19 protein-coding genes are annotated in these 18,417 nt (G+C 63.8%); 13 read left to right on the forward strand and 6 right to left on the reverse strand.

Features of this window, described 5'->3' with window-relative positions; genetic code table 11:
- Window positions 1-10 precede the first annotated feature (10 nt).
- Both HAP47_RS37990 and HAP47_RS37995 read right to left on the reverse strand, forming a co-directional pair.
- Entirely contained in the window at window positions 11-247 is a 237-nt protein-coding gene (locus HAP47_RS37990; protein ID WP_173637101.1) for a hypothetical protein, read from the reverse strand.
- A gap of 101 nt (window positions 248-348) precedes the next feature.
- The gene (locus HAP47_RS37995; protein ID WP_173640389.1) at window positions 349-816 is read right to left on the reverse strand and encodes a hypothetical protein; all 468 of its coding nucleotides are present in this window, start codon (window positions 814-816) and stop codon (window positions 349-351) included.
- A 278-nt stretch (window positions 817-1,094) separates the two neighbouring features.
- Between HAP47_RS37995 and HAP47_RS38000 the strand changes: the two genes are divergently transcribed.
- Window positions 1,095-2,753, forward strand: coding sequence for an FAD-binding dehydrogenase (locus tag HAP47_RS38000; RefSeq protein ID WP_173640388.1), 1,659 nt, complete (start codon window positions 1,095-1,097; stop codon window positions 2,751-2,753).
- A gap of 51 nt (window positions 2,754-2,804) precedes the next feature.
- On the opposite strand, the gene HAP47_RS38005 is transcribed toward HAP47_RS38000, so the two are convergent.
- Window positions 2,805-2,990 carry a hypothetical protein gene (locus HAP47_RS38005; protein WP_173637100.1) on the reverse strand — a complete coding sequence of 62 codons (186 nt, stop codon included), beginning with the start codon at window positions 2,988-2,990 and terminating at the stop codon, window positions 2,805-2,807.
- A gap of 322 nt (window positions 2,991-3,312) precedes the next feature.
- Between HAP47_RS38005 and HAP47_RS38010 the strand changes: the two genes are divergently transcribed.
- Both HAP47_RS38010 and HAP47_RS38015 read left to right on the forward strand, forming a co-directional pair.
- On the forward strand, window positions 3,313-4,830 hold the full coding sequence (locus tag HAP47_RS38010; RefSeq protein ID WP_173640387.1) for an arylsulfatase: 1,518 nt from the start codon (window positions 3,313-3,315) through the stop codon (window positions 4,828-4,830).
- 306 nt (window positions 4,831-5,136) lie between these two features.
- Window positions 5,137-5,481, forward strand: coding sequence for a hypothetical protein (locus HAP47_RS38015; RefSeq protein ID WP_173640386.1), 345 nt, complete (start codon window positions 5,137-5,139; stop codon window positions 5,479-5,481).
- A 241-nt stretch (window positions 5,482-5,722) separates the two neighbouring features.
- On the opposite strand, the gene HAP47_RS38020 is transcribed toward HAP47_RS38015, so the two are convergent.
- The gene (locus HAP47_RS38020; protein ID WP_231168659.1) at window positions 5,723-6,088 is read right to left on the reverse strand and encodes a winged helix-turn-helix transcriptional regulator; all 366 of its coding nucleotides are present in this window, start codon (window positions 6,086-6,088) and stop codon (window positions 5,723-5,725) included.
- 263 nt (window positions 6,089-6,351) lie between these two features.
- On the opposite strand from HAP47_RS38020, the gene HAP47_RS38025 reads away from it, so the two are divergent.
- Both HAP47_RS38025 and HAP47_RS38030 read left to right on the forward strand, forming a co-directional pair.
- Window positions 6,352-7,275 carry an alpha/beta hydrolase family esterase gene (locus HAP47_RS38025; protein WP_176396256.1) on the forward strand — a complete coding sequence of 308 codons (924 nt, stop codon included), beginning with the start codon at window positions 6,352-6,354 and terminating at the stop codon, window positions 7,273-7,275.
- Window positions 7,276-7,457: 182 nt separating this feature from the next.
- A complete protein-coding gene (locus HAP47_RS38030) occupies window positions 7,458-7,808 on the forward strand; it encodes a RidA family protein (protein ID WP_173640385.1) in 351 nt (116 codons plus the stop codon).
- Window positions 7,809-7,884: 76 nt separating this feature from the next.
- Here HAP47_RS38030 and HAP47_RS38035 read toward each other — a convergent pair whose 3' ends face one another.
- Window positions 7,885-8,949: an alpha/beta fold hydrolase gene (locus HAP47_RS38035; RefSeq protein ID WP_231168661.1), complete on the reverse strand. Its 1,065-nt coding sequence runs from the start codon at window positions 8,947-8,949 to the stop codon at window positions 7,885-7,887.
- A 275-nt stretch (window positions 8,950-9,224) separates the two neighbouring features.
- Entirely contained in the window at window positions 9,225-10,289 is a 1,065-nt protein-coding gene (locus HAP47_RS38040; RefSeq protein WP_173640383.1) for an aromatic ring-hydroxylating dioxygenase subunit alpha, read from the reverse strand.
- 106 nt (window positions 10,290-10,395) lie between these two features.
- Between HAP47_RS38040 and HAP47_RS38045 the strand changes: the two genes are divergently transcribed.
- The 8 genes from HAP47_RS38045 (at window position 10,396) to HAP47_RS38080 (ending at window position 18,401) form a co-directional block, all read left to right on the forward strand.
- A complete protein-coding gene (locus HAP47_RS38045) occupies window positions 10,396-11,304 on the forward strand; it encodes a LysR family transcriptional regulator (RefSeq protein WP_173640382.1) in 909 nt (302 codons plus the stop codon).
- Window positions 11,305-11,412: 108 nt separating this feature from the next.
- Window positions 11,413-11,775, forward strand: coding sequence for a nuclear transport factor 2 family protein (locus HAP47_RS38050; RefSeq protein ID WP_173640381.1), 363 nt, complete (start codon window positions 11,413-11,415; stop codon window positions 11,773-11,775).
- Between the two features lie 240 nt (window positions 11,776-12,015).
- Entirely contained in the window at window positions 12,016-12,813 is a 798-nt protein-coding gene (locus HAP47_RS38055) for a helix-turn-helix transcriptional regulator (RefSeq protein ID WP_173640380.1), read from the forward strand.
- A 107-nt stretch (window positions 12,814-12,920) separates the two neighbouring features.
- Entirely contained in the window at window positions 12,921-14,090 is a 1,170-nt protein-coding gene (locus tag HAP47_RS38060) for a cytochrome P450 (protein WP_173640379.1), read from the forward strand.
- A 237-nt stretch (window positions 14,091-14,327) separates the two neighbouring features.
- Window positions 14,328-14,723 (forward strand): DUF5132 domain-containing protein, encoded by a 396-nt coding sequence (locus HAP47_RS38065; protein ID WP_173640378.1) that lies wholly within the window; start codon window positions 14,328-14,330, stop codon window positions 14,721-14,723.
- Window positions 14,724-14,863: 140 nt separating this feature from the next.
- A complete protein-coding gene (locus HAP47_RS38070; protein WP_173640377.1) occupies window positions 14,864-15,421 on the forward strand; it encodes an HMA2 domain-containing protein in 558 nt (185 codons plus the stop codon).
- A 26-nt stretch (window positions 15,422-15,447) separates the two neighbouring features.
- On the forward strand, window positions 15,448-17,565 hold the full coding sequence (locus tag HAP47_RS38075; protein WP_173640376.1) for a heavy metal translocating P-type ATPase: 2,118 nt from the start codon (window positions 15,448-15,450) through the stop codon (window positions 17,563-17,565).
- Window positions 17,562-18,401 (forward strand): EcsC family protein, encoded by an 840-nt coding sequence (locus tag HAP47_RS38080; RefSeq protein WP_173640375.1) that lies wholly within the window; start codon window positions 17,562-17,564, stop codon window positions 18,399-18,401. Before HAP47_RS38075 ends, HAP47_RS38080 begins: the two co-directional genes overlap by 4 nt.
- Window positions 18,402-18,417: the final 16 nt, after the last annotated feature.

Raw genomic sequence — 18,417 nt, forward strand, 5'->3', positions numbered from 1 at the left:
GGCGTCCTTGTCAGAAGCAGGCGGAGATGCCGGCCGTGATCATTTCGAAGAAAACCGCGGTCCCGTAGTGGAACCAGAGCGCGGCAGCGGCGAGCAAGGCCAATCCGCCGATGCCGGCAGCGCCCCACAGGATCGCAGATGCCACCCGGCCCTGCGGAGCCGTCACGAGCTCGGATCGGGTGGAGATCGGCTGAACCATGCGGTGGAGATAAGCCGGGTTCCGGCGGGCAGCAAGCGCAATGGCCATCGCAGGCCGTCAAATGATAGCGAGGTGCTGCCCGGCGCTGACCTCGTCATTGCCCGGTCTGCCGGCCATGACGAGAGACGACGCTCGCCGAGATCGGCGGCTCAGCGCGCGGGCTTGGGCGCCGAGGCCTGGGCGTTGAGGTAACACGGTTTGTACAGCGCCTGCAGTTGCTTGCCGCGCAGGAAGATCATGTGCCGGGTCAGGCCACCGCGGTCCGCGATCCATCTGCGTACCGCCGGCGGGTACATCAGGTACAGCATATGGGTGGCTTCGGGATTGGGGACCGGGCGGCCGTTGTCGCCGTAATCCCAGGCGGCATGGAAGCCGAGACTGGCGTGTGAGGTCACACAAATCCGGTCATGCGGGACCTTGCCGAGCACGATGGTGCAGGCCGAGGCGCACAGCCCGTCGATGATCACGGTCTCACCCGACGTGCGCAGGTCCTGATACTTGTCGACATAGACGCCGATCTTGCCGCCGCGATCATCGGCGATTCTGACCACTGCTTGAGACGCCCCCATTCCCGCCAGCAGGAGAACCGCAGCGAGCAACCCCGTCCTCAACTTCATTTTGGCCAGCCCCAGTCGAAACCGAATCTGTTTGGTCTGTGATGCAAGACAATCGTCAGCGTGTTGCGGTCGCGGATTTTTGTCCAGACGAGCGAGGCCGGTCAAAACAAATTCAAATTGGGTGTTGCGCGGACGCTGCAGTGGCGCGTGGAAAAGGTCCCAAACTGGAACAGCTTGCCGCAACTGCTTGATGCCTCGCCGCCACAGGCAAGGTCCATTTGACGTTGACCGCGCACAACGACGCGGTCTTGAATTCCGGCGGGACGGGGGAGATCAACATGGCTGACGATGCAGATGTGATCGTGATCGGCGCCGGACTTGCCGGTCTGGTCGCTGCGACCGAGATCGCCGACGCGGGCAAGCGCGTCATCGTGCTCGACCAGGAAGGGGAACAGAGCATCGGCGGCCAGGCTTTCTGGTCGTTTGGTGGATTGTTCCTGGTCGATTCGCCGGAACAACGCCGGCTCGGCATCAAGGATTCCGTCGAGCTGGCGCTGCAGGACTGGATGGGCACTGCCGGTTTCGATCGCGAGGAGGATCATTGGCCGCGCAAATGGGCCGAAGCTTATGTCGCGTTCGCGGCGGGCGAAAAGCGCGACTGGCTGCGCGCGATGGGCCACCGCATTTTCCCGGTGGTCGGCTGGGCCGAGCGCGGTGGTTACGACGCCATGGGCCATGGCAATTCGGTGCCGCGCTTCCACGTCACCTGGGGCACCGGCCCCGGCATCGTCGAGCCGTTCGAGCGCCGCGCGCGAGAGGCCGACAAGAGCGGACAACTGGTGTTCAAGTTCCGTCATCGCGTCGATGCACTCAGCATCAGCAACGGCACGGTCGAGGGCGTGAGCGGCGCGATCCTGGAACCATCTGATGTCGAGCGCGGCAAGAGCTCCTCGCGCAACGTCGTCGGCGATTTTTCGCTGCGCGCACAGGCGGTGATCGTCGCCTCCGGCGGCATCGGCGGCAATCATGATCTGGTGCGGCAGAACTGGCCGAAGCGGCTCGGCGAGCCGCCGAAGTTCATGATCTCCGGCGTGCCCGAACATGTCGACGGCCGCATGATCGGGATCACCGAGGCGGCGGGCGGCCGGCTGATCAACCGCGACCGCATGTGGCACTATGTCGAGGGCATCCAGAACTGGAACCCGATCTGGCCACGTCACGGCATCCGGATCCTGCCGGGACCGTCGTCGCTGTGGTTCGACGCCACCGGCAAGCGGCTGCCGGCGCCGCTGTTCCCGGGCTCCGACACGCTCGGGCAACTGCACTACATCATGGGCACGGGCTACGATTATTCGTGGTTCATCCTGACCCAGAGCATCATCAAGAAGGAGTTCGCGCTGTCGGGCTCCGAGCAGAACCCCGACCTCACCGGAAAAAGCTGGCGCATGACGATCAAGCGCGCCACCAACAAGGGCGCTCCGGCGCCGGTCGAAGCCTTCAAGCAACACGGCGCCGACTTCATCGTGCGCGACAATCTCGCCGACCTCGTCGGTGCCATGAACAAGCTCGCCGGCGATGACCTCTTGCAGTTGGATGCCATCAAGACCCAGATCGAGGCACGCGACCGCGAGATCGCCAACCCTTACGTCAAGGATGCGCAGGTGATGAACCTGCACAATGCGCGGCGCTATATCGGCGACCGGCTGATCCGGACCGCGAAGCCGCATCGCATCCTCGATCCCGAACACGGCCCGCTGATCGCGGTGAAGCTCAACATCCTCACCCGCAAGACGCTCGGCGGCTTCGAGACCGACCTCGATTCGCGGGTGTTCGGCAGGGATCGCCAGATCATCCGCGGACTGTATGCAGCCGGCGAAGCCGCCGGCTTCGGCGGCGGCGGCGTACACGGCTATCGCTCGCTGGAAGGCACGTTCCTCGGCGGCTGCCTGTTCTCGGGCCGCAACGCCGGGCGTGCGGCGGCGAAGGCGGTGGGCTAGTCGAGACCCGCCGGGCGTGAACCGGCGTCTTCTTGTTGAGTCCGAACTTCTTCAGGCCGTCTTGGTGAAAAGCGTCAGGACGCCGTTGGTGAGATTGACGGCGACAACTTGTGCCGAGCTCATGCCCTTCGCCTTCAGCGCGGATACTGCGCCCGTAGGCGCGTCGATGGAAGCCCGCAGGTTCTTCGGTGTGGGACCGTCGCAGGGGCGCTGCCAAAATATCGAAAACAACCCCATGCAAAGTAGCCGGCGGTGGCCTACGTTCGACCAGCAACTTGACACGTCGGGCAACTCAGGGATACATTTCTATTATTCCGAATTAATGCAGATGTCCCGCCACGGCTTACTCTCATCTTGCTCTAGGGCGCTTACTCATAAACTCGAAATGTCCGCTTTCGATGGCAAAGCGGGCACGCGACCCCGACCTCAGGAAGGTTGCCTTGTGACCCTAAGCGGCCATACGGGGCAGTGATCTGATCCTGCCGAACCTGCATAGCGTGTCACGCCGGTGGCGTTTATAATTCTTTATCCGAAACCTTTTGACGACGGAGGTTGGGAAATGAGCAGACACCTAGCCGTTAGTTTGCTGGCAGTTTTGGCTTTGACGGGAACTGCTTCGACGGCCGCACAACAACCCGAAAAGCCAAACGTCGTTTTCATTCTCGCCGACAATGTCGGGTACGGTGATCTTGGTCCTTACGGCGGAGGCGAACTGCGCGGCGCACCGACACCACGGATCGACCAATTAGCTCGCGAAGGCTTGCGGCTTACCCAATTCTTGGTCGAACCGGCTTGCACGCCATCGCGGGCGGCCTTGATGACCGGACGTTATTCGATCCGCGAGGGACTATCGCTCATTATCCTTCCCGGAGGGCCGAATACGCTCTCAGCGCAATCGGTCACGATGGGACAGCTGTTCAAGGAGCAGGGCTACGCCACGGCCATCTTCGGCAAGTGGCATTTGGGCAGCGAACCGCAAAGCCTGCCAACTGCGCATGGGTTCGACGAGTTCTACGGTATTCCCCCCGATATGACGTGGGACTCGGCAACGTATGTCGAAAAGATCGAAATCACACATTCATTCGCTGCACCGCCCGCCGTGTTGCTGGCCCGCGGGCCACAAATCGTGGAAGCGACGGCTGGCGGCGAGTTACACATCGTCAAGCCCTTCACACCGGAGGTACGAGCTGAAATCGATAACGAGCTTGTGGCCAAGTCGATCGAGTTCATGAAGAGGCAGACGGCGGCGCGGAAGCCGTTCTTCCTTTACCTGCCGTTCTCAATGGGGCACATACCCAACCTGCCTTCCGGCCAATTCAAGGGTAAGTCTCGCATCGGCAACTACGGCGACAAGCTTATGGAGGGCGACTATCACGTTGGCCAGATCCTCGACGCGCTAAAGCAACTCGGTGTGGATGACAATACGCTCCTCGTGTTCGCATCCGACAACGGCCCGTCGGGAGAAGCGTTTCGTGAATATGGCAATTTGGGAACGCCAGACATGGGCAGCCCGGGTCCGTTCCGTGGTGAGCTTGGTGAAGTGACGGAGGGCTCGATCCGGACCTTTTGCTTCATCCGCTGGCCGGGCCACGTCAAGCCGAACACAACCTCCTACGCGATGGTGTCTATCATGGACTTCTTCCCGACGTTCGCCGGCATCATCGGGGCCAAGGCGCCCACCGACCGTCCTATTGACGGCGTTGATCAGAGCGACGCGCTACTCGGGAAGAGCGAGACGGGTAAGCGTGACACTCTGTTGAGCTTTATCGGTGGCGAGTTGGTGGCCTCGCGGTGGAAGCAATGGCGTGTGTACTTTACCGACGTACACCCGACCGGCATCGGCCCCCAACGTCAACCCGGCCCCGGATCAGCCAGTGCTCCCATGGCAGGCTATCCGAAGGTCTTCAACATCGAGATGGACCAACACGAAGATCTGAACGTATTTGGGTTGTTTCCTATCGTCTCTGAACCCGCACTTAAAGCAGTTGAGGAATACTTGGCATCGGTCAAGAAATATCCAAATCCACCGGCCCCGAACGTCACGCAGTTTCGTAGTGGCGGTGGCGGCTGGGACTAGACATCTTACGTCCGGTTCTGGCCCGAAGCTGACACCAGCGATGGCGACGTGCTAGTTTGCTCCAGTGCGTCGAGCGAGCGGGATACAATGACTTCACCAAGTGCGAGCATGGATCGGATTGTCTCATGGCCGACCATACTGACCTGCTGTTTCCCTATCATCCTCGTCATCCTCTGGAGTGGGCCGTTCGACCTCGCTTTTCTGGGCGTTCCCGCGTTGATCGTAACGTGGATTGGGGCAGCGTGCTTGGCATTGGGTATAGCGATGGTTTCGGCGAGAGCACACAACTGGCGGCGGACAGTCTCGATGTCAGTCCTGCCGTTATTTACCCTGCTTGCGGTCGCCAATCTTGGCACTGTCTGGGGGCTCGCTATCGATGCTGGAGAGAGACTTCACTTCCAAATCATGCGCTCAAGCTACGTGGAAGATGTGTCCAAGATTGCGTTTTCTGGCGAGCCTCGTTTCGCCATGTGGAGGTGGGGCGGATTCGGGGTTGGGCACGGCGTGGTCTATGATGAGAGCGATGAGATAATGCTATCTGAGCAGTCGCTTGGCTGGAAAAAACGGGTCGCCAGTACCGAGGTCGGCATGTGTGGCGCGTGGGGCTCGCCGCTAGGCGACCACTTTTATCTGGTTCGCACGGGCTGCTGACTTTGATGGCTTCGAGTGATCTTCGGCGCTGCCTTCAACCGGAGGTGCCGTGCTCGCCATCGATCTCCGCTTCTGGCCCGTGCCGGACATTCACTTAGGCGTCGGTGACGTCTGCTGTTAAGGGCAATCCGGACCCGCCATTTCCGCATGCTCGTACCGGATTTATGAGTACGCAGCCTAATCTTACTGCGTCATGGATCTGGTCGCTCATCCTGAGAGGGCTTGACGATATGTAGCTCCGTCATTGCGAGGAGCGCGAGCGGCGAAGCAATCCATGCTTCCGCATATGCCGCGCGATGGATTGCCTCGCTTCGCTCGCAATGACGAAGTGGTCCCGCTGCACATCGCTACCCTTATGACACAGTGGAACTAGTCCGCCTCCGCGCCGAGAAACCGGACGCCGAACGTGTCGGTGTTGGCCTAGCCCCAATCGTGGAGCCTGCAGCATCGGCTTCAGCATCTCGCCGCGTTTGGTCAGGCAACAGCGCGAGGCGCCGCCGCCGCGCTCCTGCTTGACGAAGCCTGAATTGCAGAGATCACGCAGGCGCCCGGTCAACGCCTTATCGCTTTGCTGCGGGATGTCGTGGCGCAATTCGCCATAGCGCATCGGGCGGACCTTCAACCGGCTCAGGATCACGGTCTTCCATTTGCCGCTGAGCTGACCGATCGAGAACTCGACCGGGCAGCCATATTTGCTGCTTGGTCTTGCGGATCATCGCAACGCTCCCGCGGCACTTTCCATCTGGTTCGTTGAAAGCCGCCGTCGATCCATCTAGGCACGCTTCGCTTCGCGCCGCGCCCCAGCCAGACTGGTTGAACCCGCCTCGCCGGCGTGCTGCAATCGCCGCAGCAAAGCGGGGTTCTTTAGCGATGCGACGGTGTCCAATCGGTTTGCTGGCTCTGGCCGGCGCACTTGCGTTCAGCAGTGTGCCGGCGGCTGCGGATCCGCTCGTCATCAACGGCACGACGCGAACATTCACGCTGCAAGCTCCGGCCGCCAGGCCGGCGCCGCTCGTCATTGTGCTGCACGGCAAAACCCAAAGCGGTGCCGACATGATCACGCGGACGTCGTGGCCGTTGATCGCCAGGCGCGACGGCTTTGCGGCGGTCTATCCCGATGGGTTGAACCATGCCTGGGCCGACTCCCGGCCGGACCAGCGGCGCGCCGGCAATCCGCCGCCTGAGGGCACCGACGACGTCGCCTTCATCACCCAGTTGATCACAAAGCTGGTGGACGACGGCATTGCCGATCCCAAGCGCATCTATGTCACCGGTATCTCCAACGGCGGCGCGATGGCCATGACGCTGGCCTGCGAACGCGCCGACCTGTTTGCCGCGGCGGCCAGCGTCGTCATGAACCTGACCGACGAATCCGCCCGCGCCTGCCGGCCCGCGCGTCCGGTGCCGATGCTCCTGATGAACGGCACCGTCGACCCGCTGATTCCCTATCAGGGCGGCCGCGGCACCAGCTACTTCGCAGCCGACGGGTTCTGGTCGACCGAGCGCACACTGGAATTCTGGCGACGCATCGACGGCTGCGAGACCAGGGACGCCGCAACCACCGACCTGCCCGACCGCAATCCGTCCGATCAATCGACCGTCACGCGGATCGACTCGGCCTGCCCGCAGGGACATGACGTCGTACTTTACCGCGTGAATGGCGGCGGTCATCGCATGCCCGGCCACTTCCCGGACGCGCATTTTACGAAACTGGCGGCGACACTGCTCGGGCCCCAAAACGGCGACATCGACGGCGCCGACACGATTTGGGCGTTCTTTGCGCGCTTTCCGTGAGACGTACGCCTGCAAAATGCGCAGTGGCGGCGGTCGCCCTGACGCGCTAGAGGTCTGGCTCTGATCAAAATCAGAACCAAACTTCTCGATCTCTTGTCTTGACGCGTTTTCTTCACGCGAACCGGTAGCGACTTCGCTTGAAAACGCATGAGACAGTGCCCGCCAGTCAAGTGGAGACCCAAATGAGCATTCAGCGTTTCGAAACCGGCCCGCGCATGAGCCAGGCCGTCGTGCACGGCAACACCGTCTATCTCGCCGGCGTCGTCGCCGGCAAGGCCGCGGGCGGCAGCGTCACCGACCAGACCAAGGACATCCTGTCGATCATCGACGGCTACCTCGCCAAGGCCGGTACCGACAAGTCGAAGCTGCTCAGCGCGACCATCTACATCACCGACATGAAGACGTTCCCGGAGATGAACGCGGTGTGGGACGGCTGGGTCTCCCAGGGCAACACCCCGGCCCGTGCCACCGTCGAGGCCAAGCTCGCGGCGCCGCAGTACAATGTCGAGATCATGGTCGTCGCGGCGAAGTAGACGCGACGCGGATCATCGCAATCGCTCCGATGCCCCGGATTGCAAAACTGCAATTCGGGGCATTTCATTTGGCACCTCAGGCGCTGATCTGCAATCGCTCGCCCGCGGCCTCGCCGAGGTCGGACTGAAGCCAGCGGGCAATCCGACGCCACGAACCGGCCAGAGCCTTGCATCCGATGAACAGGCCGAGGTGATCGCACGGCTCGGTATCGCATTGCAGCCACGCGGGCGGCGTGCCCAACAGTCGCAACGTCGCAAATGCCTGGTCGGGCGGAACAACAATGTCGTTCTCGGCTGCGAGCAGGAAGACGGGCAGCTTCACCGCAGCAAGATCGATCTTGCAGCCAAGCGCGACAAAGTCTCCCGTCGCGATCCGGTTCCTGCGAAATATCCAGTCAGTCACTTCGAGATAGTAGGTGCCCGGTAAATCAAGCGTCTCTCGGTTCCAGCGTGTGAAGCAATCGAGCAGCGCCCGTGCATCCTCGGACTTGTCGTCGAGCCGCCGCTGCAGCGCCGCTTCCACGTCAAGCACACTGAGTGGGACGCTCCAGGCCTGCAGCATGTGCTTGCCACTGACGATTCCGTCTCCCTGACGCACCAGCGCTTCAAAGCCTTGCTGCGGAAGCGAGGCGACCATCCTGGAAAGCTCGGAAGGCACCGAGACGTCGACCGGGCTGCCCACTAGCACGAGCCGCCGCACTTTGCCGGGAAAGCGGGCGGCATAGAGCAGCGACAGCCAGCCGCCCTGACAGAGACCTGCGAGGTCGACGGGCGGTCCAATCGTGTCGACGGCCACGTTGAGATCGGACAGATAGGTGTCGATCGAGAAATATCGCATCTCCGGGGTCGCCGAGCGCCAATCGGTGAGATAGAGACGTGCAATGCCCGCCTCCTGTAGCGCTTCCATCAAGCTGTGGCCGGGGGCAAAATCCGCTATCTTCGCACGATGCAGCGCGTAGGGCGCGCAGACCAGCAGCGGCCGGCCTTCGACCGCGTTCGAGAAGTCCAGCAGGCGCATCGACGGCAGTTGCAGCGTCACCGAGTTGGCCGTTGTCCAGGGCAGCGCCGCGACGTCGCCCGCCGCCTGTGACGGCTCAGGCGCGCGACCCGGGTACCACTGCGAGTAGATGTCGAACGCCAATCGCGTGGCTTCAAACGGCCATAGCCAAGCGTGCCCCGCCCAGCTGGTGCTCGCACTCCGCTCTGATGGATCCGCCTCTTCGGGCAAGCTCATTCACCGGTTGATCGCTATCGGGATACTTAGGCCGGCGAGGATCGAAACCTTGACCCTGATCAAGAACCGGCGAATTTAACTATTCAGCTTACGCCGAACACGCTGGAGCAGCCACGCCGGGAGGTCACGATCTCGCGATCCCGGCGCGGCTTGCTGCAGAGCGGCGGCCATCGTTTCGGTGGCTACGCGGCTCGTGCCGTAGCCTTTTCCGCCTCGAGCCGGCGTGCAAACAGCCAGCGGAAATAGGTCAGCGGCGCATCGGCGCCGATCGCAAGCAGCGGATAGTCCGGATCGGCGTCGAGCACCTTCTGCTGCGCCTCGATGAAATCCTTGTCCTCGTTGAAGGCCTCCTCGAGGGAATGCCGCAGCGACAGCGAAATGTTCGGATTGTCGATGTCGAAATCGTGCAGGTAGTTCCAGAAGAAGTGCGTCGACGAGCCCGTCTCCGGCGTCATGAACTGCGCATTGCGGTATTGCCGCGTGCCCGGAACCTGAACGCCCTTCTCCACACCCTGCCCCGCCGGCGCAAATGTCGTGTCGAGCGTGAAGATGCCCGGCACGATCATGCGGCCGATATTGCGACGATCGACCTTGTCGTCGCGGTCGGAGATCACCTTCTTGTGGTAGGGCGGCGCATCGGCGCCCATGTGCCAACGCTCGACGCGGAAGCCGTCGTCCAGTTTCTCGATCGCCACCGGCTTGGTCTTGTAGGCGTATTCCTCGGAGCCGCCGAGCGTGTTGGTGTGCACGAAGGCGAGATGGGCGAAGTCGCTGAGGTTGTCGACGATCAGGAGCCAGTTGGCCTTGTAGTGCATGTAGCCCGGCAGGCCGCGCCATTTGGGATCCTCGAGCGGCGGATAGTCGAGGATCAGCTTCGGATCGGCCTTCTCGGGATCGCCGGTCCAGATGAAGATCATGTTGTAGCGCTCGACCACCGGATAGCTGCGCACGCCGAGCTTGGCCGGGATCGCGTCCTGGCCCGGGATCTGGATGCACTTGCCGTCGGCCGCGAACTTCATGCCGTGATACATGCACCTGATGTCGTCACCCTCGACGCGCCCCATCGAGAGCGGCGCGGCGCGATGGCAGCAGCGGTCGTCGAGCGCGACCACCTTCCCGCTGGCGCCGCGATAGATCACGATCGGCCGCTCCAGGATGGTGCGCGCCAGCTTCTTGCCGTCGATCAGCTCGTGGTTCAGCGCCGCCACGTACCAGGCGTTGCGCAGGAAAATTCCGTCATCAGCCATGTCAGCCTCCCAATGCACTATTGCTTGCAATGAGGTTAGGTGATCCCGGTCATCGGGATAATCCGATTTGGCTGGACACACTGTACCGCTGGATGGACAATCGGCCATGGAGTGGCGCGACTGGGAGCTGTTTTGCGAAGTTGTCGAGCATGGCGGCTTCACCGCGGCCGCGCGCGTGCTCGGGCATCCCAAATCGAGCCTCAGTGCTGCGGTGCAGCGTCTCGAGGCCAATCTCGGGCTGCGACTGATCGAGCGGACCACGCGGCACCTGCGGCTGACCGACTCCGGCGAGACGATCTATCGCAAGGTCCGCCCGCTGTTCGCCGCGCTGCACGACACCCACAGCGAGGCGCTGGCGATGTCCAGCGCGGTCGCGGGCACCCTGCGCATCAAGGCGCCGTACGAATTCGGCGCGCACCACGCAGGACCGGTCGCCTGCGCCGTGATGGGCCGCTATCCCGAGCTCGCGATCCGGATCGATGTCGAGCACGACATCGTCAATCCGATCGCCGAAAACTACGACATCGTGTTCGCGATGCTGGAGGCGCCGCTGCCGTCGGCCGGCATCGTGATCCGCCGCGTCTTCACCCTCGAGCGCGGTCTGTTCGCGGCACCGGCGCTATTGGAGAAGTTCGGCGAGCCGCGCACGCTGGATGAGTTGAGAAAGCTGCCGCTGTTGACCGGCCCCAGCGATCCGCCATGGGCGATCACCGCTCCCGACGGTGTGGTCGAGCATCTCGCGGTGGATCGCGCGCGCCTCACCAGCTCGAATGCCCATGTCCGCCTGCAGGCGGCGCTCGCCGGCCATGGCGTGCTGCGGGTCACTGCGAGCTACACCCGCGCTGCGGTCGCGGCCGGCGAGTTGCGGCGGCTGCTTCCGGACCATGCCTGCGAGCCGCTCAACGTGCATGCGCTGTTGCCGGCGCGGCAATTTGTCCCGGCAAAGGTCCGCTGCTTCCTCGATGCGATGGAGGCGCACGCGCGGGGTGATCCGGAGGCTTACATCAGGCCGTGACCTGCGCAGCCGTCACGCGGCGCATGACGTCAGAGGTAATCGATCGACGCAGGCGAACCTTCGATAGTCCGGACAGCCGACAGTCCGGCACATCAGAAGGAGAGTACCATGACCGACCACACGACCATCGCCCGCCGCTATATCGAGCTCTGGAACGAGCGGACGCCGAGCCGGCGACGCGAGATGCTGAGCGAGAACTGGACAGCCGATGCGCGTTATGTCGACCCGATGATGAGCGGCGACGGCCATGACGGCGTCGACGCGCTGATCGCGGGCGTGCAGCAGAAGTTCCCGGACTTCACCTTCAAGCTGATCGGCGAGCCGAACGGCTTCGGCGACCATGTCCGCTTCTCCTGGGGTCTCGGGCCGGACGGCGTCGACAGCCCGATCAAGGGCACCGACTTCGCCACGCTGAAGGATGGCCGGATCAGGAGCATCACCGGCTTCCTCGACCAGGTACCGGGCGCCTGACGCGATTTTCCTCACGGTCGTCATTCCGGAGCTCGCCAACGGGTCCGCGCAAAGCGCGGCCCGATGACAGGCTCCGCGAGAGCCCGGAATCCATCGGGCCGCAGGTGTCGCGGCCACATGGATTCCGGGCTCGACGCTGCGCGTCGCCCTCAGGTGCGCAATTGCGCACCGGGGAATGACGAGGGAACTTCCACCGCCGCGATGTCGCTGCTAGTCTTCCCGAAACACAGGGAGGACGCCATGAAGGCAGATTACGCCTTCAAGACTTCTGTCGTCAGCGACATCACGCCGGCGCTGCTGGCGATCGGGCGCGACGGCTTTCCGCAAGCCCTGATCGGCGCGTTGCGCCGCGTTGCCGGTGTCGGTCACTGCATGGTGTTCTCGTTCACGGGCCCGCGGTCCGCCGCGTGCCTGCTCGACGTCGGCAACATTCCGACCGGACGCGACCTCGGGATCGCCTATTCCGAACATTTCCATCAGGCTGACCCGAACCGCGATGCGGTGTTCGAGGGCAAGGCGCAAGCCGTGCCGATCGTGCTGCCGACCTTTGCGCGCCGGATGTACAGCGACGGCTACCGCAAGATTTTCTTCGACGATTCCGACATCGTCGACAAGTTCGCCTCTGCCATCTGGACAGGCGACACCTGCTTCTACGTCAATTTCTACCAGATCACCGAGCAAGGCCGCTTCAGCCGCGAGCAGATCGCGCGCCTCGCCGCGGTCGCGCCCGCGTTGACCGCAGCCGTGGCGCGGCACTTCCAGCGCGACCCGGCAACGGATACCGATCCGATCGCGCGGCTGACGACCCTGTTTGCGACCGCCGAACCGCTCGCCAGACTGACCGGCCGCGAGAAGGAGGTCTGCCTTGGCATCCTTTCGGGCCTCAGCTCGGAAGCGATCGCCGCCGAGCTCGGCATCGGGCTGCACTCCGCCCTCACCTATCGCAAGCGCGCCTATGACAAGCTCGGCATCTCCTCGCAAAACGAGCTGTTCGCGATCGCGCTGCGCCTGATGGCGTCGGCACGCCGGCTGAACTGAAGAGCCCGAGCGGCCACCTCGCTCTGTCCCCAACGGTGGGGACAGACCGGCAGCGTCTGCCGGCCTATGCTCGGTTCGGAGACCTGAGCCCAACCAGAGATCGCGCCGTGAGCACCGCTCCCCATTTCGACATCGATGTCCCCGCCTTCTGGCAGGACCCCTATCCGACGCTGGCGCGCATGCGGAAGGAGGCGCCGATCGCCTTCGTGCCACAGCTCGGCAGCACGCTGCTGTGCAACCGCGACGACATCTTCGTCTCCGAGAAGCAGATCGACGTGTTCTCATCGCACCAGCCCGAGGGGCTGATGAACAGGCTGATGGGCCACAACATGATGCGCAAGGACGGCGATGCGCACATGAACGAGCGCAAGGCGATCTTCCCGGCGATCTCGCCGAAGACCGTCAGATCGCACTGGACCGCACGGTTCGCCGGACATGCGACGCGCATCCTCGACGGGTTGACGCCGGACCGTGTGGTCGATTTCGTGCAGGCCTTCGCGCTGCCGTTCTCGGCCGAATGCCTGAAATCGATCACCGGCCTCACCAACATGCGCTTCCAGGACATGAATGCCTGGTCCCAGGGCATGATCGACGGCATCGCCAACTACACCGGCGATCCCGCGATCGAGGCGCGCTGCCATGCGGCGACCTCGGGCATCGACGCCGCTATCGACGACATGGTGCCGGTATTGCGCAAGACACCCGACCTCAGCCTGCTCGGCGTGCTGCTGCAGACCGACATGCCGATGGAGAGCGTGCGCGCCAACATCAAGCTCGCGATCTCGGGGGGCCAGAACGAACCGCGCGACGCGATCGCCGGCACGGTGTGGGCGCTGCTGACCCACCCGGACCAGCTCGCCCTGGCTGTGAGCGGTGCGATCCCGTGGCTGCAGGTGTTCGAGGAATATGCGCGCTGGATCTCGCCGATCGGGATGTCGCCGCGGCGGATCGCAAAGCCCTGGACGATCAGGGACGTTGCATTCGAGACCAACGAGCGCGTGTTCCTGATGTTCGGCTCGGCGAACCGGGACGAGAAGCATTTCGACAGGCCTGATGCATTCGATGTGCGCCGCGACGCCAGCAAGAGCATCGCATTCGGCGCCGGTCCGCATTTCTGCGCCGGCGCCTGGGCCTCGCGCGCCATGGTCGCCGACGTCGCGCTGCCGGCGATTTTCGACAGGCTGACGAATCTGCGCCTGTTCGCCGACAAACCGCCCCGGATCGGCGGCTGGGCGTTCCGCGGCCTGCTGGACTTGCCAGTGACGTGGGACCGGTAGGAGCGACGCCGCCTGTCCCTGCACCGGATCTATGTAAGCACAGACACATCGAGACATGAAAAGATGCCCGCCGAGGCTTGGCGCGCGCCATTCTGGCGCTCCGTCGATGGGCGAATGCGTTGCGACACCATGCCGCCGCAACCGGTCGGACGACTGTAATCAAACTGTCACGAATCCATTTCAATCCGCCGTTATTGATGAAACTGCAGTCAGTTGAGCGGTCACAAGGGATTTCAGATGAACCCGAATACCAATGGTAGCAGTCACGATACCGCCTTCCATCATGACGCCCCCGAACAGGATTCCGAGGAAGGCGGCGGCATCAACAAGACGGTCGCGGTCGTCGCGGTGGTGGCTGTCGGCGCTGCCGTGTTCGAGGCTGCCTTGCTCCCGGGACTTGCACTCGGCGTTGCCGCCGTCGCGGCGCCGAAGTACCTGCCGAAGCTCGCCGGCGCACTCAATCCGCTGTTCAAATCCACCGTTCGCGGCACCTACAAGTTCGCACAGAAGTCGCGCGAGATGTTTGCCGAAGCCCACGAGCAGGTGAACGACATCGTTGCGGAAGTGAAGGCCGAGAACCAGGCGCAGGAAGGCAAGGCGGCGGCTGAGGGCCGGACTTCGTCTGCGGCCTGAACGGGCCCAGACCGGCCGATGTAAAGCGGCGAAGCGCGCCGATGATCGACCTTGCGACGCCGGCACGGCGCGCAATCGTGTTCGATCACGGCAGCATTCGCGTCCCCGCGCCGGCGTTGGAACGCTGTTAGAGGAATGCGATGACCAAGATGAAGCTGCAGATTGCGCATCAGGTTCCAGGCCGGATTCGCATGAAGGTGCCGTCGGCCAAGGAGAACCCCGAGCTTCTCGAACAGATCAAGCAGACCTTCAGCGTCATTCCCGGCATCGAGGATGTCATCGTCAACCCGGCGACGGGAAGCATCGTGCTTCACTACGACACCGACCGGCACGACGAATTTCACGGCAGGCTGGAGCATCACACCGGCGGCCACTACAAGCCGCCGGCCAATGAAATCGAGGCGCTGGCAACCAAGATCGAGCAGGAAGCCGAGTACCTCGCCGAGCACTCGCATACGGCCAGGGTCGTTGTCGATTTCTTCAAGGAGTTCGACAACGGGATCAAGGTCGCCAGCGGAAACGTGGTCGATCTGAAGATTCTGCTCGCCGCGGGCATCGCCGGCTTCACCATCTTCGAGGTCGGCGCCAATGCCGCGACGCCGGTTTGGGTCACGCTGGCGATCTTTGCCCTCAACCACATGATCCAGGCCAACATGGCCGCCGCGGAGCAGGCGGAGCCGGCAGGCGCGACGGCCTGACCCGCCAGGGGCGAGAGCGCACATTCATGGACTTCAGCTTCTGCCACTCCATGCCAGGGCGCATTCGTCTGAGCATTCCCGCGCTCGGGCAAAACCGCAAGCTGGGTGAGATCTGCCTCGGGTGGCTGCGGGCACAGGACGGCATCAGGACTGCGCGGATCAACTACGACTGCGCGAGCCTCGTGCTGGAATACGATCCGGCCCAGGAGCAAAGGCTGCTCGCGCTGCTGAACGGCTTCAGGAGCATGAGCCGGGCCGACGTCAAGGCACTCTGTGCGGGCGCCGCGCAGGACGCGGGCACGCCACGCGCCAGCGTGCCGGAAGTCTCCAAGCGCTCGCCGCTGGCACTGCCGACGCTGTCGCTGTTCATGGCCTTCAGCGCCAATCCGGTGATCGCGGCGATCAACATGCCGCTGATGCTCTGGAACGCGATCCCGATCGCCAAGCGCGCCTGGAAGGTGTGGGCGAACGAGAGCCGGCTGAACATCGACGTGCTCGACACGCTCGCGATCACAGCCTCGGTGCTCCAGGGCAATCCGCTGGCCGGCTGCATCGTCACCTGGCTGATCAAGCTCGGTGACTGGATCCGCGACCTGACCGCGGCGGGCTCGCGGCGGGCGATCAATGAGCTGCTCGAATTCCAGTCAAAGACAGCCTGGCTGCTGCGCGACGGCGAGGTGGTGTCAATTCCGGCCGCTGAGCTGCAGAACGGCGACATCGTCGTGGTGTATCCCGGCGAGATGATCCCGGTCGATGGCGAGATCATCGACGGCTCCGCCACCATCGACCAGAAGACGATCACCGGCGAGGGCCTGCCGGTGCATCGCGGCAAGGGCGAAGCGGCCTTCGCCGCCACCGTGATCCGCGAGGGCCAGATCACGTTGCGCGCGCTGCGCGTCGGAACCGCGACCACCGCCGGCCAGATCGTGCGGCTGATCGAATCCGCGCCGATCGGCGACACCCGCATGCAGAACCATGCCGAACGCTTCGCCGACCGGCTCGTGACCCCGACGCTGGCGCTCGCCACCGGCACCGCCATGGTCTCGGGCGACTTCAATCGCTTCCTCTCACTGGTGATCGTCGACTACGGCACCGGCATCCGCGTCGCCGCCCCCACGTCGGTGCTGTCCTCGATGACGCTGGCTGCGCGCACCGGCATGATCATCAAGAGCGGCGGCCATATGGAGAAGCTTGCCGGGATCGACACCATGGTGTTCGACAAGACCGGCACCCTCACCCACGGCACGCCCGCCGTCATCGACGTGATCTCCTACCAGAACTCGATCACGCCGAACCACCTGCTCGGGCTCGCCGCAGCCGCCGAGACCAAGCTGCAGCATCCGGTCGCGGAAGCGCTGCGCACGCGGGCCCGGCAGCTCGCGGTGAACTTCCCGCCCTGCAACGAGACCACCTACCGCCTCGGCCTCGGCGTCGAGGGCCAGGTCAACGGCTACTACGTCCATGTCGGCAACCAGCGCTTCATGCGCCAGAGCCAGATCGCCGTCGACGCCTCGGCCCTCGATCGCGCCGCGCTCGACGAGCGCGGCTATTCGAGCCTCTACATCGCCGTGGACGGCAAGCTCGCCGGCCTCGTGCCCTACTCCGACGAGATCCGCAAGGAGAGCCGTTCGGTGATCCAGCGGCTGCATGCGCTGGGCGTCAAGAACAGCATCATGCTGACCGGCGACAATGCGGTGGTGGCGCGCGCCGTCTGCGAGAATCTCGGACTCACCGAGCACTTCGCGGACATGCTGCCGGCCGACAAGGCCAGCGTCATCCAGGAGCTGCAACGCCAGGGACGCAGGGTCGCGATGGTCGGCGACGGCATCAACGATTCCCCCGCGCTCAGCTTCGCCGACGTCGGCATCGCGATGAAGCATGGCGCCGAGGTCACGCACGAATCCGCCGACGTCATCCTGATGGAAGATTCGCTCTGGAAGCTCGTCAAGGCGGTCGAGATCTCGCAAGGCGCCGTCAGCCTCATCAAGCAGAACTACGCTATCGTCGCCGCGTTCAACACGCTGGCACTTGGCCTTGCCCTGCCGGGCGGCCTGATCACGCCCGAAGTCACCGCGCTCATCAGCAATGGCTCGGCGATCCTCGCGAGCTTCAACGGCATACGGCCGATCTTGCGCTATCAATGAGCCAGGATCTAACCCAGCTCGCAGCTCTTCCTCCCGGCGATCACGCCGCGCTACAAGCCGCAGTCAGGACGCTGGAGAGCTCCAACCTCGCGGCAAGGATCGCCGACTATGCCGGCGTCCCGGTCAATCGCGTCCTCAACCTGCTGCCGAAGGCCGCCAACCGCCAGCTCAGCGGGCTGGTGCGCACGGCGGTCATGAAGGGGCTGGAAGTCGCCGTCGACACGCTCGACGAGAAGCCGCCGCCCTCACCGGCGGTGACCTTCTCGTCGCTCCTCGCCGGAGTAACGGGAGGCGTGAGCGGCCTGTTCGGCTTCGGCGCGCTCGCGGTCGAACTTCCCCTGACGACGACATTGATGCTGCGCGCGATTGCCGAGATCGCGCGGCACCAGGGTGAGGACCTCTCCAGGATCGAGGCAAGGCTGGCGTGTCTCGAAGTCTTCGCCTACGGCACCAAGCGAACCGACGAGAATGTCGACATCGGCTACTACGCCGCCCGCGCGCTGATCAGCAAATATACCAGCGACGCGGCCGCCTATCTCCTGGAGCGCGGCGCAGTGGATGCCTCCGCCCCCGTGATCTCGAATCTGGTCAGCGAGATCGTCTCCCGGTTTGGGCTGGTGGTCTCGGACAAGGCCGCGGCCGGCGCGGTACCGATCATCGGCGCAGCGTTCGGCGCGACCCTCAACGTCATCTTCATGGACCATTTCCAGAAGATCGCGAAAGGGCACTTCACCGTGCGCCGGCTGGAACGGGTCCATGGCAGCGCCGACGTTCGGCAACATTATGCGGCGATCGCGGCGAGGCTCGCGCCGCGCCGAGGCGTCGCGACGGCATGAGGCGTTTGGCAACAAT

This window comes from Bradyrhizobium sp. 41S5 (assembly GCF_011516665.3).
In the GTDB taxonomy this organism is placed as follows: Bacteria; Pseudomonadota; Alphaproteobacteria; order Rhizobiales; family Xanthobacteraceae; genus Bradyrhizobium; species Bradyrhizobium quebecense.

Coding starts and splice junctions, on each gene's coding strand:
- HAP47_RS38050 (WP_173640381.1), top strand. CDS start 11,413: ATGACCGACCACACGACCATCGCCCGCCGCTATATCGAGCTCTGGAAC.
- HAP47_RS38020 (WP_231168659.1), bottom strand. CDS start 6,088: ATGCGCTATGGCGAATTGCGCCACGACATCCCGCAGCAAAGCGATAAG.
- HAP47_RS38075 (WP_173640376.1), top strand. CDS start 15,448: ATGGACTTCAGCTTCTGCCACTCCATGCCAGGGCGCATTCGTCTGAGC.
- HAP47_RS38080 (WP_173640375.1), top strand. CDS start 17,562: ATGAGCCAGGATCTAACCCAGCTCGCAGCTCTTCCTCCCGGCGATCAC.
- HAP47_RS37995 (WP_173640389.1), bottom strand. CDS start 816: ATGAAGTTGAGGACGGGGTTGCTCGCTGCGGTTCTCCTGCTGGCGGGA.
- HAP47_RS38070 (WP_173640377.1), top strand. CDS start 14,864: ATGACCAAGATGAAGCTGCAGATTGCGCATCAGGTTCCAGGCCGGATT.
- HAP47_RS38065 (WP_173640378.1), top strand. CDS start 14,328: ATGAACCCGAATACCAATGGTAGCAGTCACGATACCGCCTTCCATCAT.
- HAP47_RS38030 (WP_173640385.1), top strand. CDS start 7,458: ATGAGCATTCAGCGTTTCGAAACCGGCCCGCGCATGAGCCAGGCCGTC.
- HAP47_RS38015 (WP_173640386.1), top strand. CDS start 5,137: ATGTCAGTCCTGCCGTTATTTACCCTGCTTGCGGTCGCCAATCTTGGC.
- HAP47_RS38040 (WP_173640383.1), bottom strand. CDS start 10,289: ATGGCTGATGACGGAATTTTCCTGCGCAACGCCTGGTACGTGGCGGCG.
- HAP47_RS38055 (WP_173640380.1), top strand. CDS start 12,016: ATGAAGGCAGATTACGCCTTCAAGACTTCTGTCGTCAGCGACATCACG.
- HAP47_RS38010 (WP_173640387.1), top strand. CDS start 3,313: ATGAGCAGACACCTAGCCGTTAGTTTGCTGGCAGTTTTGGCTTTGACG.
- HAP47_RS38005 (WP_173637100.1), bottom strand. CDS start 2,990: ATGGGGTTGTTTTCGATATTTTGGCAGCGCCCCTGCGACGGTCCCACA.
- HAP47_RS38000 (WP_173640388.1), top strand. CDS start 1,095: ATGGCTGACGATGCAGATGTGATCGTGATCGGCGCCGGACTTGCCGGT.
- HAP47_RS37990 (WP_173637101.1), bottom strand. CDS start 247: ATGGCCATTGCGCTTGCTGCCCGCCGGAACCCGGCTTATCTCCACCGC.
- HAP47_RS38025 (WP_176396256.1), top strand. CDS start 6,352: ATGCGACGGTGTCCAATCGGTTTGCTGGCTCTGGCCGGCGCACTTGCG.
- HAP47_RS38045 (WP_173640382.1), top strand. CDS start 10,396: ATGGAGTGGCGCGACTGGGAGCTGTTTTGCGAAGTTGTCGAGCATGGC.